The sequence below is a fragment of the Cupriavidus sp. Met-2 genome, assembly GCF_049843575.1.
Classification (GTDB): domain Bacteria; phylum Pseudomonadota; class Gammaproteobacteria; order Burkholderiales; family Burkholderiaceae; genus Cupriavidus; species Cupriavidus metallidurans.
Genome location: NZ_JBBHZL010000002.1, coordinates 333,712 through 347,945 on the forward strand (window position 1 = coordinate 333,712; position 14,234 = coordinate 347,945).

Sequence of the window (14,234 nt, forward strand, 5' to 3'; positions counted from 1 at the left end):
TTTCGTTGCGGGTAGGCTGACCCGCGGCGCGCATCCTGGTGCGCGGCCGCGGGTGCCGACGAATTACTTGGTCAGAACAAAGCCCTTGAGCTTGGAGAACGCAGCGTCCAGCAGCGCCTTCTGTTGCTCGTTGTGCTTTGCGTAGTAGCCCACCGCCGGCGAAGCCGAGGCGGGACGACCGGCATAACCGAGCTTCTGGCCTTCCGTCATGTTTTCCATGATGTAGTGCTGCACGAAGAACCAGGCACCCTGGTTCTGCGGCTCGTCCTGGCACCACAGGATTTCGGTCGCGCCCGGATACTTCTTGAGTTCCGCGGCAACGGCCTTGTGCGGGAACGGATACAGCTGTTCCATGCGGATGATCGCCGTGTCGGTGGCACCACGCTCACGGCGGGTGTTGACCAGGTCGTAGTAGACCTTGCCCGAGCACATGATCACGCGCTTGACCTTGCTGGCGTTCAGTTCCTCGTGATCGGGGATCACGGTCTCGAAATGACCCTTGGCCAGATCGGACAGCGGCGACACGGCATCCTTGCTACGCAGCAGCGACTTCGGCGTCATGATCACCAACGGCTTGCGGAACAGACGGATCATCTGGCGACGCAGCAGGTGGAAGATCTGGGCCGGCGTGGTCGGCTGGACAACCTGGATGTTGTGATCGGCGCAGAGCTGCAGGAAACGCTCGATACGGGCCGAGCTGTGTTCCGGACCCTGGCCTTCGTAGCCGTGCGGCAGCATCATCGTCAAGCCCGATGCGCGACCCCACTTCACTTCACCCGACGAGATGAACTGGTCGATCACAACCTGAGCGCCGTTGACGAAGTCGCCGAACTGGGCTTCCCAGATCACCAGCGCATTCGGTTCGGCGGTCGAGTAGCCGTATTCGAAGCCGAGCACGGCCTCTTCAGACAGCACCGAGTCGATCACCGTGAACGGTGCCTGGTTTTCCGACACGTTCTGCAGCGGCACGTACGAGCCGGCATCCCAGCGCTCGCGAGCCTGGTCATGCAGCACGGCGTGGCGGTGCGTGAAGGTACCGCGGCCGGCGTCCTGGCCGGTGATACGCACCGGGTAGCCCGATGCAACCAGCGAAGCGAAGGCCAGGTGTTCACCCATGCCCCAGTCCAGCATCTGCTCGCCGCGGCCCATGTTGGAGCGGTCCTTGACGACCTTCTCCACCAGCGGATGCAGCTTGAAGTGCTCAGGAATCGTGGTGATGCGCTCGGCCAGACGCTTCAGTTCCGTCATCGGCACGGCGGTGTCGGCAGCGTCCGTCCACTTGCGGTTCAGGAACGGCATCCAGTCCACAGCGAACTTGTTCTTGAAGTTCGACAGGACCGGATCCACCGTGTGCTTGCCAGCGTCCATGGCGGCACGGTAGTCCTTGACCAGCTCGTCGCCGAACTCGGCCGGGGTCAGGCTCTGCGCCACCAGCTTGTCAGCGTACAGCTTGCGCGTACCCGGATGCTGGCCGATCTTCTTGTACATCAGCGGCTGCGTCATAGCCGGCGTGTCTTGCTCGTTGTGGCCCAGCTTGCGGAAGCAGATGATGTCGACCACGACGTCCTTGTTGAATTCCATGCGGAAATCAACGGCCAGCTGCATGGCGTACACCACGGCTTCGGGATCGTCGCCGTTCACGTGCAGCACCGGCGCCTCGATCATCTTGACCACGTCCGTGCAATACAGCGTCGAACGGGCGTCGCGCGGGTCCGACGTGGTGAAACCGATCTGGTTGTTGATAACCAGATGCATCGTGCCACCCGTGCCGTAGCCGCGGGTCTGCGCGAGGTTCAGCGTTTCCATCACCACGCCCTGGCCGGCAAAGGCCGCGTCGCCGTGCACCTGCACCGGCAGCACTTCCTTGTGGCCGACGTCGCCGCGGCGTTCCTGGCGAGCCTTGGACGAGCCTTCGACCACCGGGTTGACGATTTCCAGGTGCGACGGGTTGAACGCGAGCGACAGGTGAACCGGGCCGCCTTCCGTCGAGACATCGCTCGAGAAGCCCTTGTGGTACTTCACGTCACCGGCCGGCAGGTCGTCGACGTGCTTGCCTTCGAATTCAGCGAACAGGTCGGCCGGCATCTTGCCCAGCGTATTGACCAGCACGTTCAGACGGCCACGGTGAGCCATGCCGATCACGATTTCCTGCACGCCCTTGGTCCCGGCGTGCTGGATCAGTTCGTCCATCGCGGCGATGAAGCTCTCGCCACCTTCGAGCGAGAAGCGCTTCTGGCCGACGTACTTGGTGTGGAGGAATCGCTCCAGGCCTTCGGCCGCGGTCAGGCGGTCGAGGATGTGCTTCTTCTTCTCCAGCGTGAACACGGGCTTGGAACGCGTGGTTTCCAGGCGCTCCTGCCACCAGCGCTTCTGCGCCTGGTCGCTCACGTACATGAACTCGGCGCCGATGGTGCCGCAGTACGTTTCTCGCAGGTTGTTGAGCAGCTCGCGCAGGCTCATCGACTCCTTGCCGAAGTACGTGTTGCTGGCATTGAAGACGATATCGAGGTCAGCCTCGGAGAAGCCGTAGAACGCCGGATCCAGGTCAGGCAGGGGCGGACGCTCCTGGCGCTTGAGCGGATCGAGGTCAGCCCAGTGCGAGCCGATGTTGCGGTAAGCGGCGATCAGCTGCGTGGCAGCGACGCGCTTGCGGCCCATATCGGAATCGGCCGAGGCAACAATGGTCTTGATGGGGCCCTGCTTGGCGCGCTCGGCGAACGAGGCGACGATCGGTGCGTGGGGGATATCGCGGGCGTTGGAACCATCCGCAGCCGGGACATTCTGCATCGCGTCGAAATACGCGCGCCAGTTGTCGGGAACCGAACTGGGATTCTGGAGGTAGGCCTCGTACAGCTCTTCCACATAGGGGGCGTTGCCGCCGAAGAGGTACGAATTGCTTTGATACTGCTGCATCATGGGGCGCTCACTATTCTCCGGGAATGCCGGAGTTAAGCGGGTTCATCAACCTTCCGCGACACGGCTCGACCGGTTAGCGGATTGCAAACAACTCTTGGGGGCCCAACGGTTACCACCTTGAACGAACGGCACCGTGTCAGGTGCCGCTAGTTTTCGGTCTCGCCGCTAGACCCGAAAGGGCAAGTTGTGCGGGGAAGGACCTAAGTCTTCACTCGCGAAGCATAGCACGTTTGCCCTGGACTCGTAGGGACTTTTCGTGATGCAAAACAAGACGGACTGTTCAGGACTGTGGCGCGATCTGATCGACCGCATCGGTGATCAAGCCGTCCAGCCCCCATGACAGCAGGTTCGCTGCCCTCACCCGGTCGTTGACCGTGTAGCAGAGGACCTTGAACCCAGCCGAATGCGCGGCGCCGATGACAGCAGCATCGAGTTCACGGTGGTTGGCGTCGAGCGCCACGCATTCCAGCCGGCGCAGCCGCTCGAGCCAATCGGCAGGCAGTGTATCCAGCAGCAAGGCACGCGGGAGGTCTGGCGCCACCTGATGCGCGGCCTCCAACGCCACTTCCGAGAACGAGGACAGCAACGGCGGCGTGCCAGCGCCCCTCCACAGTGAAAGTGCGTCAAGCGCCACGGCCGCACCAGTCCGATATTCGGCCCCTGGCACCGGCTTGATCTCAATATTGACCATGAAGCCATTGGCCTGCGTATAGTGAGCAATGGCCGCCAGCGTCGGCACCGGCTCGCCCGCGTACGCGGGACTGTGCCAGCCGCCAGCATCCAGCGCCGCCAGTTCGCCCAGCGTCAGCGCATCGACACGCCCTTTGCCGGTCGTTGTGCGATCCAGCGTCGCATCGTGCATCAGGATCGGCTTGCCGTCGGCAGACAGCTTCACGTCGAACTCGAACATCCGGTAGCCGAACGACGCACCGTGCCGAAACGCGGCCAGCGTGTTTTCGGGAGCCAGCTTGCCCGCGCCGCGATGGGCAATAAAGCGGGGATAGGGCCAATTCGTCATGCCTGAGCCTCGATACGCTTGCCCGACTGCACGTCGAAGAAATGCAGATGCTCGGCCGACGCCGTAATCGGCAGCTTGTCACCGGCACGCACCTGCGTCTGGCTGTCGAGCCTGACCACGATGGGCTGGCCGCCGAGCGATCCGTACGCGAACGAATCCGCGCCGAGCGCCTCCACCACCCTCACATCCAGTTCGGCGATGGCCTCGTGCACGGCGCAAGGCTCGATGTGTTCGGGACGCAATCCCATCAGCGCCTGTTCGGGCAGATGCAGCCCCATCGGCAGATGTCCCAGCGTCGCCGCTGCCTGCCCGTCCTTCGGTTGGACCCGCATTTGCGCGACGCCCTGCCCGCTTCCGTTCCGCGCCACCGGCACCAGATTCATCGGCGGCGAGCCAATGAAGCCGGCGACGAACGTGCTGGCCGGTCGCGCATAGACTTCCAGCGGCGTGCCGATCTGCTCCACCCGGCCACCATTGAGCACCATCATGCGGTCCGCCAGCGTCATGGCCTCCACCTGGTCGTGCGTCACATAGAGGCTGGTCGTCTTGAGCCGGCGGTGCAGATCCTTGAGCTCCAGCCGCATCTGCACGCGCAGCTTGGCATCGAGGTTCGACAGCGGCTCGTCGAACAGGAACACCGATGGCTCACGCACGATTGCACGGCCCATCGCCACACGCTGCCGCTGTCCGCCAGACAATGCGCGCGGCTTGCGATCGAGCAGCGACGCAAGTTCCAGGATGCCGGCCGCATGCTTGACGCGCTGCTCGATCTCGCCCTTCGACATCCCGCGGATCTTCAGCCCGTACGCCATGTTGTCGTACACGCTCATGTGCGGATAGAGCGCGTAGTTCTGGAACACCATCGCGATATCACGCGCGGCCGGCTCCAGATCGTTGACGACCTTGTCGCCAATATGGATCTCACCACCGGTGATCGTCTCGAGGCCGGCCACCATGCGCAGCAGCGTGGATTTGCCGCAGCCGGACGGCCCGACTATCACGATGAACTCGCCGTCGGCGATTTCCATGTCGATGCCGTGCACGACCTGCGTGCCCCCGGCGTAGGTTTTCTGAACGTTGCGAAGAGACAGCTTTGCCATGGAATGACCTTATTTTTCCGTTTCCACGAGGCCCTTGACGAACCAGCGTTGCATCAGCACCACCACCACTGCCGGCGGGATCATCGCCAGCATCACGGTGGCCATCACGAGGTTCCAGTCGGTAGCGGCATCGCCCGAGCGGGAAATCATCTGTGTCACGCCCACCACCACGGGCGTCATCGACTTCTGCGTGGTGATCAGCAATGGCCAGAGGTACTGGTTCCAGCCATAGATGAACTGGATCACGAACAGCGCGGCGATGCTGGTGCGCGACAGCGGCAGCACCACATCCCAGAAGAATCGCAGCGGTCCGGCCCCGTCGATGCGGGCGGCTTCGGCCAGTTCATCCGGGATCGTCAGAAAGAATTGCCGAAACAGGAACGTGGCGGTGGCCGACGCGATGATGGGAATCGTCAAGCCGAAGTAGCTATCCAGCATGCCGAGGTCAGATACCACCTTGTAGGTCGGCAGGATACGCACTTCCACCGGCAGCATCAGCGTGATGAAGATCATCCAGAAGAACGTCTTGCGCAGCGGAAAACGGAAATAGACGATCGCAAAGGCGGAAATGATCGAAATCGCGATCTTCCCCAGCGCAATGCCCAACGCCATGATCAGGCTGTTCTTTATCATGGTCGAGACCGGCGAAGCGGCCTCGCCCACGCCTTGAAACAGCACGGTGCGATAGTTTTCGATCAGATGGCTGCCCGGGATCAGCGTCATCGGTGCATCGAGTACCTGCTCGGCCGTCAGCGTCGACGCGACGAAGGTCAGGTACACCGGAAATGCCACGACCGCGATGCCGACGATCAGCACTAGGTGAGTAATGAAGTCGAGTACGGGACGTCGTTCTACCATGGCTGGCTCCTCAATACTGGACCTTGCGTTCCACGAATCGGAACTGCACCACTGTCAGCGCGATCACGATCACCATCAGCACCACCGACTGTGCGGCCGAGCCACCAATATCCATGCCACGGAAGCCATCATGGAACACCTTGTAGACGAGCGTGTTCGTCGAGTTGAACGGGCCGCCGTGGGTCACCGCATCGATGATCGCAAAGGTATCGAAGAAGGCGTAGACCATGTTGATCACGAGCAGGAAGAAGGTGGTGGGCGACAGCAGCGGGAACACGATCGACCAGAAGCGCTTCCACGGGCCCGCGCCGTCGATGGCAGCGGCCTCGATCAGCGATTTCGGAATGCTCTGTAGCCCGGCCAGGAAGAACAGGAAGTTGTAGCTGACCTGCTTCCATGCGGCCGCCAGCACCACCAGCAGCAGTGCCTGGTTGCCATTGAGCAGGAAGTTCCAGTCCACGCCTGCTTTGCGCAGCGCGTAGGACACCACGCCCAGGGTTGGGTTGAACATGAACATCCAGAGCACGCCGGCCACGGCAGGCGCCACCGCGTACGGCCAGATCAGCAGGGTCTTGTAGCCAGTGGCGGCGCGTATGACGCGATCGGCGAAGTACGCCAGCAGCAACGCCACGGACAGGCCCACCACCGTCACGCCAATGGCGAAGATCGCAGTGGTCTGGAAGGACTCGATGTACTGCGGGTCCTTCCACAGCGTAACGAAGTTATCGAGCCCGACGAACTCGAGATTGATGCCGAAGGCATCTTGCTGCAGCATCGACTGCCACAGCGCTTGCCCGGCGGGCAAAAAGAAGAAGATCAGCGTGATGGCGATCTGCGGCAGCACCAGCAGATACGGCAACCACGGAGAGCGAAAGACGACGCGCTTTTCCATCGAGGGGGTTCCCAAAACAAACGCAAACGGGCGACGATTGTGCCGCCGCCCGCTTCAGCTCCATCACCGCAGGGGCTTATTCCCTGGCGGTCTTCTGGAAACGCTCCAGCAGTTCGTTGCCACGTGCCACGGCGTTGTCGAGCGCGGCCTTCGGCTCCTTCTTGCCAGCCCACACCGCTTCGAGTTCCTCGTCGATCACGGTACGGATCTGCACGAGGTTGCCGAGACGCACGCCGCGCGACTTGTCGGTGGTCTTCACGACCATCTGCTCGACCGAGACATCGGCACCCGGATTCTTGTCGTAGTAACCCGACTTCCTCGTCATCTCATACGCAGCCATCGTCACCGGCAGGTAGCCAGTGGCCTGGTGCCAGTCCGACTGGATCTCCGGTCGCGACAGGAACGTGAAGAACTTGGCCACGCCCTTGTACTCGTCGGCCTTCTTGCCGCCCATCACCCACAGCGATGCACCGCCGATGATCGTGTTCTGCGGCGCGCCCGGCACGTCCGGGTAGTACGGCAGTTGCGACACACCAAACTGGAACTTGGCATTCTTGCGGATATTGGCCAGCGATGCGGACGAGCCCGTGAACATCGCGCACTCGCCGTTGTAGAACTTGGCCTGCGACTCCGCCTTGCGGCCGCCGTAGCTGAAGTAGCCCTTCTTCACCATCTCCTGCAGATTCGTGATGTGCTTCACATGCAGCGGGCTATTGAAGACCAGTCGCGCGTCGGTGCCGCCAAAACCGTTGTTCTTCGTGGCGAAGAGCGTGTTGTGCCAGGCGGAGAAGCTCTCCAGGTGCACCCAGCTCTGCCAGTCGGTGGTATAGGCGCAGCTCTGGCCCGACGCCTTGAGCTTGGCCGAGTACTGCATCACCTCGGGCCAGGTCTTGGGTGGAGCGGAAATGCCCGCCTTCTTGAAGGCATCCTTGTTGTAATAGAAGACAGTCGTCGAGCTATTGAAGGGGAACGACAGCATCTCGCCCTTCGACGACGTGTAGTAACCCGCCACTGCCGGGATGTACGCCTTTTGATCGAACTTCTCGCCAGCGTCCTTCATCACCTGCGACACCGGCTTGATGGCGCCCTTGGCGCTCATCATCGTCGCGGTACCCACCTCGAATACCTGCAGGATGGCCGGCGCGCCGCCCGCGCGGAATGCCGCAATGCCGGCTGCCATGGTCTCGTCGTAATTGCCCTTGTTGACCGGCACGATCTTGTAGTCGGACTGGCTGGCGTTGAACTTGTCGGCAATCTCGTTGACCTTGTCGTTCAGCGCGCCCTGCATGGCGTGCCACCACTGGATCTCAACTGCGGCATGGGCCGTACCGGCCAAGGCCAGGCTTGCAACGGCGGCGAACTTCAACGCGGTGCGTGGAAAAGACATTGGCATTTCTCCTGAGGCTGTGTTCGGTCCGACCAATTTTTTTGAAAAAGCGACCGACTGTATGCATTTTTTGTGACAGGCATGTTACGCCGCTCTTATGTCACGGCAAACAGGGCAAACCCGCCTTGCCGAAGAGATTGTTGCGGCATATTGACACTGCGCAATCATCGCCCTTGCAACAAGGACGCAGATACAATTCGCCGCCATGACCTCGCCCCAACCTTTCTCCGCCCTGCCCGACGCCGCCCTGCGCCGCGTGCGCGGCATCCTGACCGACATTGACGGCACGCTGACCACCGATGGCCGCCTTCCCGCAGCCACGTATCTGGCATTGGATCGTCTCACCCGCGCCGGGCTGCATGTGATTCCGGTAACCGGGCGATGCATCGCGTGGGCGGAGATTCTGACTCGTCTGTGGCCGGTTGACGCAATCATCGGCGAAAACGGCGCCTTTTACTCGCATCTGCGTGATGGCAAGCTGGTTACCCGTTTTCTGGACGATGCGGAAACGCGCGATGTCAACCTGTTTCGCATCCACGCGCTCGGTCAGAAAATCCTGCGCGAGGTCCCCGGCTGCGCGCTGGCATCGGACCAAGCCTGGCATGCTGCCGATCTCGCGATCGACCATGCCGAGGACGTCCCGCCGCTGCCGCAACCGGCCGTTGACCGGATCGCCGAGATAATGCGCGAGGCTGGCATGACGGCAACGATCAGTTCGATCCATGTGAATGGATGGTTCGGGCACCATGACAAACTATCGATGAGCCGGCTGTGTGTAGAGGAACTCCTCGGTGACGACGTCGACGCCCATCGCGACGAATGGCTGTTCATTGGCGACTCGGCCAACGACGTCGCGATGTTCGGCCACTTCCCGCTGTCGGTCGGCGTTGCCAACGTGGGTGACATCCTCCACCTGCTGCCGCACAAACCGGCCTACGTCACCAATGCATCCGGTGGCGAAGGTTTCGCCGAAATGGCGGAAAGGTTGTTGGGACTGAGGCAGTTGGCCTGACAGTCATCAAGCAAGGCTGAAGTTCTCCTGGAGCGGGTAGCTATCTCACGATTCTCGCCCGTATAAGCATTGCTGCGCCGCAACGGCGTGGAATGCCAATACTCCAGGAGAACAATCAATGACGAACAAATCCCGCACATCGCCGCGAGCGAGGTACGCTGCTGTGGCGCTGCTTGCGGCCACTGCCCTGAGCGCTTGCGGAGGCGGAGGCGACGGATATCAATCCTCCCAGCCCGTGACCACGTCCGGTGCGCCCTCGACTCCAGAACCCTCTCCGCCCAAGCCAACCAACGTCATGACACCGGCCTGCAGTAACTGCGGAGCCGTCGATGCAGACACCTACGCGGGGACCGGGGTGGGCGTCTGGAAAGGCATCAACGCCACTGCAGACACCGTGGACATGCCAATTCGCATTTCGGGATTGAAGGGCCAGGACGTGACGCTAATCTTCACCAACCACACCGGCATTGCGCGGACCATGCCGAACATCTCGCTGACGACTTCGCAAATGCCGAGCATTGTCGCAAGCGCGCTGCGGTGGGACAACGACACACAGGAAACCAAGCGCCGCATTTCCGACTTCAACCGTGAAGGCTGGGTCGCGCTCGCCGGCAAGCGTGGCAGCACGCCCTACCATTCCGCTACGAGCGAGCCGACTCCCGCGGCGGTGCATGATGTGAGGACCTGGTACCACTCCGACAATTCCGAGCGGTCGGCCATGCTTGTGCGTCAACTGAAGGCCTCCGATGGCACCACGATCAACTTCTGGGTTGAAGGGTCGGAGAACGATGCATCCAAGGTAAGTCCGGACATCGTTGCCCGCCTCGCAGACAGCTTCGCCTCGGAAGGAAAAATCTACGACATGCTGAAGTCGGTGGGCGGCCCGTTCTGGGGGCAACACGCCTACTTCGACGTGATCCCCGCCACCGGACAGCCGATCGATATCGTCATCCTGAACTTCGACCACAATGACCAGCCGTTTGGTGGGATCGGCTACTTCTATGGACGAAACGCCATCAAGAAGGCGGCGAAAACCAATCCATTCAGCAACGAATCCGTATCCCTGTATCTGGATGCCGAGACGCTCTATCTGGGTGGTGAAGATGGCATGAGGACAATGCTGCTGACCATGGCGCACGAGGCCGTGCACGCGCAGAACTTCTACCGTCGCGGGATGCTCATGGGGCCGAAGTACAGCTTCGACGAGTGGCTGGAAGAGGCTTCGGCCATGATGATGGAGGACCTCGCAAGCCTCTCGATCGACGCAAACTACAACGCAATCCGCGACGTTCGCTTCCGGGACTACCTTGGCTACAAGGCCGGCTCTTACAACTGCAGCCTGACAACGTGGACACCGTTCGCCGCGTCATGCGACAGCTATTCGGTCTCCGGCTCGCTCGGCGGATTCCTGAACCGACAACTCGGACTCGATTTCTACAAGAACTTGCTGACGGATACCAGCAGCAGCTCCGTGGCCGCACTCGACTCCGCCATTCGCTCGGTGCAGCCGGAATCGAGCCTCGGAGAACAACTACGTCGGTTCGGCGCGACTTCGGGCGCACTAATGAAGTCCCCCAGCCCTGCCGGTTTTGGGTTCCCGGAACGACAGGACGGCCCGTTCACGCTTCCGTTGATCGATCCGCAAGCGCTCCTGCCCGTCCGGACACTGACGCAATCGATACCTGCCACTCTCGAGGCATACGCCAACCTGCCGGTGGTCCGTTCCGCCGTGAGCGGCACATACAGCGAGACCGTGAAGGTTCCTGCCGGCTCCACGCTGTCTGTCGTGATTCAATAGTGAATGCAGGGGCTGCGCAGCGGCCCCGCATTTCCGGAGACACCGCATGAGAGCAAGCCTCGGCGCGCTACTTGCCGCAATCAGCATCGCGGCATGTGCGACAAACTCGCCGGCAGACGCCCGTCAGACATTGGTGGGTGAGATCTACGTCAAGGGGAACGACCCCTTTCCGACCGTCATGCTCGAAACCAGTGACATGACTTTCTGGGAGCTGAGCGGCGTTGCCATCGCGGACGCTCGCGCGCTGACGGGCAAACGCGTAACGGCGCGGGGGAAGATCGAGCGGCCGCCGGGTCCCGATGTCTGGCTACCGTCACTGCGCGTCGACAGGGTGCCAGAGCCGGTTAGCCCCTGAGAGGAAACCATCAAATAAAAAAGAGGCCACGCGAACGCGAGGCCTCTCGATCCAGGTCCACAAACCAACGACTCTGCGATCAGTCGAACCCAAGCTCCTGCAGCTTGCGAGTAATGGTGTTCCGACCGATGCCGAGCCGCGTCGCGGCCTCCACGCGACGCCCGCGCGTGACACCGAGCGCGGCTTCCAGCACCGCTTTCTCGAATCGCCGCGTCAGCGCATCCATGACTTCGGGCTGCCCCGATTCGAGCATCGACTTTGCCTCGCCAGCCAGCAGCGTTTCCCAGCTTGCCGAGACGGCGCTCGCCGCAAATGCCGACGCCGACGACGTAGCCGAAGAGGCCATGGGTGGTCTTGTGGCGACCATCGTGTCGCCCTCGCCCGTGGCATGCGTGCCGTAGTCAGAAACTTCCGCAGCCTCGTACTCTCCCGACGACCTCGACTCGCCCGGCGAACGCATCGGCGACACACTGCTTTCGCCGTACCCCACCTCGATCATTTCGCGCGGGAAATCCTTTACTTCGATGGTCTGCGCCGGCGCCATGACGGTCAGCCAGTTGCAGAGGTTCTCGAGCTGGCGCACATTGCCGGGGAACGGCAGCGTGCTGACGTAGGCCAGTGCGTCATCGGACATGCGCTTGGTTTCGACGCCAAGCTCCTTCGCGCTCTTCTGCAGGAAATGGCGGGCCAGCAGCGTGATGTCCTCCGGACGCTCGCGCAGCGGCGGCAGGCGCAGGCGAATCACGTTGAGACGGTGGAACAAATCCTCGCGGAACAGCCCTTCCTTGACGCGCGTCTCGAGGTTCTGGTGCGTGGCGGCGATGACGCGCACGTTCGCGCGCAACGGATTATGCCCCCCCACCCGATAGAAATTTCCATCCGAAAGTACACGCAGCAGGCGCGTCTGCAAATCAAATGGCATATCGCCGATTTCGTCGAGGAACAGCGTGCCACCTTCGGCCTGTTCGAAGCGACCGCGACGCATGGTCTGCGCGCCGGTGAACGCGCCACGCTCATGGCCGAACAGTTCCGATTCGAGCAGATCCTTGGGAATTGCCGCCGTATTCAGCGCAATGAACGGACCATTTGCGCGCGGGCTGTGCTTGTGCAACGCACGCGCCACCAGTTCCTTGCCGGTACCGGACTCGCCGGTGATCATTACGGTGACGTTCGATTGCGACAGGCGACCGATCGCGCGGAACACGTCCTGCATCGCCGGAGCCTGGCCGAGGATTTCCGGCGCATCGACCAGGCGATCGTCCATTTCCTCCTCGCGCAGGCTTTCCTCGAGCGCCCGGCGAATCAACTCGACCGCCTTGTCGACATCGAACGGCTTGGCCAGGTACTCGAACGCGCCCCCCTGGAACGCGGCCACGGCGCTATCCAGGTCCGAGTAGGCCGTCATCACGATAACGGGCAGGCCCGGATGCCGCGCCTTGATGGCCTGCAGCAAATCCAGGCCAGAACCGCCGGGCATTCGGATATCCGAAATCAGGACCTGCGGCTCGTCCTCTTCCAGCGCCGCGAGCACGTCGCGCACGTTGGTAAAACTGCGGGAGAGCAGGCTTTCACGGGCAAGGGCCTTTTCCAGGACCCAGCGGATTGATTGATCGTCGTCGACTATCCAGATCGGCTTCATGTGCGTCGCTTGTCTGCTCGGTGTCATGTGGTCTCCCGTATTCCCTGCTGATGGCAGGGCCCCGCGCCGCTCGCACCGTCTCGCCGATCGGGCGGTTAGTGCAATGGCAACAGGATACGGAAGTCGGTACAGCCCGGCTTGCTCTCGCATTCGATCAAGCCCTCGTGTTGCTGCACGAAGGTTTGAGCGAGTGTGAGACCGAGCCCGCTACCGCCATCCCTGCCCGAAACCAACGGATAGAAGATGCGCTCGCGAATGTCCTCGGGGATTCCCGGGCCGTTGTCAATCACATGCAAATCCAATGCCAGCTTGAAGAGCCGCTTGGCGATCGTGACCTGCCGGGCCACCCGGGTCCGCAGGATGATCTGCGCATCGCCGCGCGCAACACGCTCGTGCAGGGCCTGGGCGGCGTTATGGACGATGTTCAGCACGGCCTGGATCAGTTGCTCCATATCGCCGCGCAATTCTGGCAGGCTGGCATCGTAGTCGCGCACGATTTCCAGCCCGTTGGGAAACTCGGCCAGCACCACCGAGCGCACACGCTCCAGCACCTCGTGGATATTGAGGTCCGAGACGATGTGCGGATGGCGATGCGGCTCCAGCAGGCGGTCCACCAGCGTTTGCAGGCGGTCCGACTCCTTGATGATGACCTGCGTGTACTCCCGGAGTGCACGCTCGGGCAGCTCGAACTCGAGCAACTGGGCCGCGCCGCGAATCCCGCCCAGCGGGTTCTTGATCTCGTGAGCCAGATTGCGGATCAGTTCCTTGTTCGCCGAGGTCAGGTCAAGAATGCGCTCCTCGCGGTCACTGCGCACCTTCTGCTCGTTGAGCAGTACCTCGACCACTGCTGTGTTCGCGTAGCCTTCCACGCCACCGATTACCACGTGCGCGTGCATTGGTTCCTGCAATGGCGGCCGCAGGACCAGATCCTGCCTGCGCACGTCCACCTGCCGGGCCATCACCGTCTCGAACATGCTGTCGAGTTCTTCCGACGCCCCGAACAGGTCCGGCAGGGACAGTTCCACCATGGCCTTGCGCGACACGGCAAAGCTGGCCTCCGCAGCCGGATTCGCGTAAATCACCCGCAGGCCCGGCTGGCGCACCAGCAGCACAGGGTTGGCCACTACATCCAGGCCCGGATGCAGGGCCGCGCCGCCCAGCGGCAGGATGTCCGCATCACGATCGGCCGGCTCGCCGGCGTCCGGCTTGCGGTCCGTTCCTGCTACCTTGCGGGACACTTCACGAATCAGGCGGCGCAT

At 62.1% G+C, this 14,234-nt stretch carries 11 protein-coding genes; 3 read left to right on the plus strand and 8 right to left on the minus strand.

What is annotated here, in order from left to right; translation table 11 throughout:
• Positions 1-63 precede the first annotated feature (63 nt).
• The 6 genes from WD006_RS06800 to ugpB form a co-directional block, all read right to left on the minus strand.
• On the minus strand, positions 64-2,916 hold the full coding sequence (locus WD006_RS06800) for a 2-oxoglutarate dehydrogenase E1 component (RefSeq protein WP_011516761.1): 2,853 nt from the start codon (positions 2,914-2,916) through the stop codon (positions 64-66).
• Between the two features lie 280 nt (positions 2,917-3,196).
• Positions 3,197-3,934, minus strand: coding sequence for a glycerophosphodiester phosphodiesterase (ugpQ, locus tag WD006_RS06805; protein WP_029307590.1), 738 nt, complete (start codon positions 3,932-3,934; stop codon positions 3,197-3,199).
• Complete coding sequence (locus tag WD006_RS06810; RefSeq protein ID WP_011516763.1) at positions 3,931-5,034, minus strand: sn-glycerol-3-phosphate import ATP-binding protein UgpC; 1,104 nt, start codon at positions 5,032-5,034, stop codon at positions 3,931-3,933. Before WD006_RS06810 ends, ugpQ begins: the two co-directional genes overlap by 4 nt.
• A gap of 9 nt (positions 5,035-5,043) precedes the next feature.
• Positions 5,044-5,892 (minus strand): sn-glycerol-3-phosphate ABC transporter permease UgpE, encoded by an 849-nt coding sequence (ugpE, locus tag WD006_RS06815; protein ID WP_029307589.1) that lies wholly within the window; start codon positions 5,890-5,892, stop codon positions 5,044-5,046.
• A 10-nt stretch (positions 5,893-5,902) separates the two neighbouring features.
• The gene (ugpA, locus tag WD006_RS06820; RefSeq protein ID WP_011516765.1) at positions 5,903-6,784 is read right to left on the minus strand and encodes a sn-glycerol-3-phosphate ABC transporter permease UgpA; all 882 of its coding nucleotides are present in this window, start codon (positions 6,782-6,784) and stop codon (positions 5,903-5,905) included.
• 76 nt (positions 6,785-6,860) lie between these two features.
• Positions 6,861-8,171 (minus strand): sn-glycerol-3-phosphate ABC transporter substrate-binding protein UgpB, encoded by a 1,311-nt coding sequence (ugpB, locus tag WD006_RS06825; protein ID WP_029307588.1) that lies wholly within the window; start codon positions 8,169-8,171, stop codon positions 6,861-6,863.
• A 205-nt stretch (positions 8,172-8,376) separates the two neighbouring features.
• Here ugpB and WD006_RS06830 point away from each other — a divergent pair, with 205 nt between their 5' ends.
• The 3 genes from WD006_RS06830 to WD006_RS06840 all read left to right on the plus strand — a co-directional run bounded on the left by WD006_RS06830 (position 8,377) and on the right by WD006_RS06840 (position 11,336).
• Entirely contained in the window at positions 8,377-9,183 is an 807-nt protein-coding gene (locus WD006_RS06830) for an HAD-IIB family hydrolase (RefSeq protein ID WP_029307587.1), read from the plus strand.
• A gap of 163 nt (positions 9,184-9,346) precedes the next feature.
• Positions 9,347-10,981 carry a M30 family zinc metallopeptidase gene (locus WD006_RS06835; protein WP_413784089.1) on the plus strand — a complete coding sequence of 545 codons (1,635 nt, stop codon included), beginning with the start codon at positions 9,347-9,349 and terminating at the stop codon, positions 10,979-10,981.
• 46 nt (positions 10,982-11,027) lie between these two features.
• Positions 11,028-11,336: a hypothetical protein gene (locus WD006_RS06840; RefSeq protein ID WP_029307585.1), complete on the plus strand. Its 309-nt coding sequence runs from the start codon at positions 11,028-11,030 to the stop codon at positions 11,334-11,336.
• Between the two features lie 79 nt (positions 11,337-11,415).
• On the opposite strand, the gene ntrC is transcribed toward WD006_RS06840, so the two are convergent.
• Positions 11,416-12,975, minus strand: a complete 1,560-nt coding sequence (gene ntrC, locus WD006_RS06845; RefSeq protein WP_029307584.1) for a nitrogen regulation protein NR(I) — start codon at positions 12,973-12,975, stop codon at positions 11,416-11,418.
• A gap of 95 nt (positions 12,976-13,070) precedes the next feature.
• A complete protein-coding gene (glnL, locus tag WD006_RS06850; protein ID WP_011516771.1) occupies positions 13,071-14,234 on the minus strand; it encodes a nitrogen regulation protein NR(II) in 1,164 nt (387 codons plus the stop codon).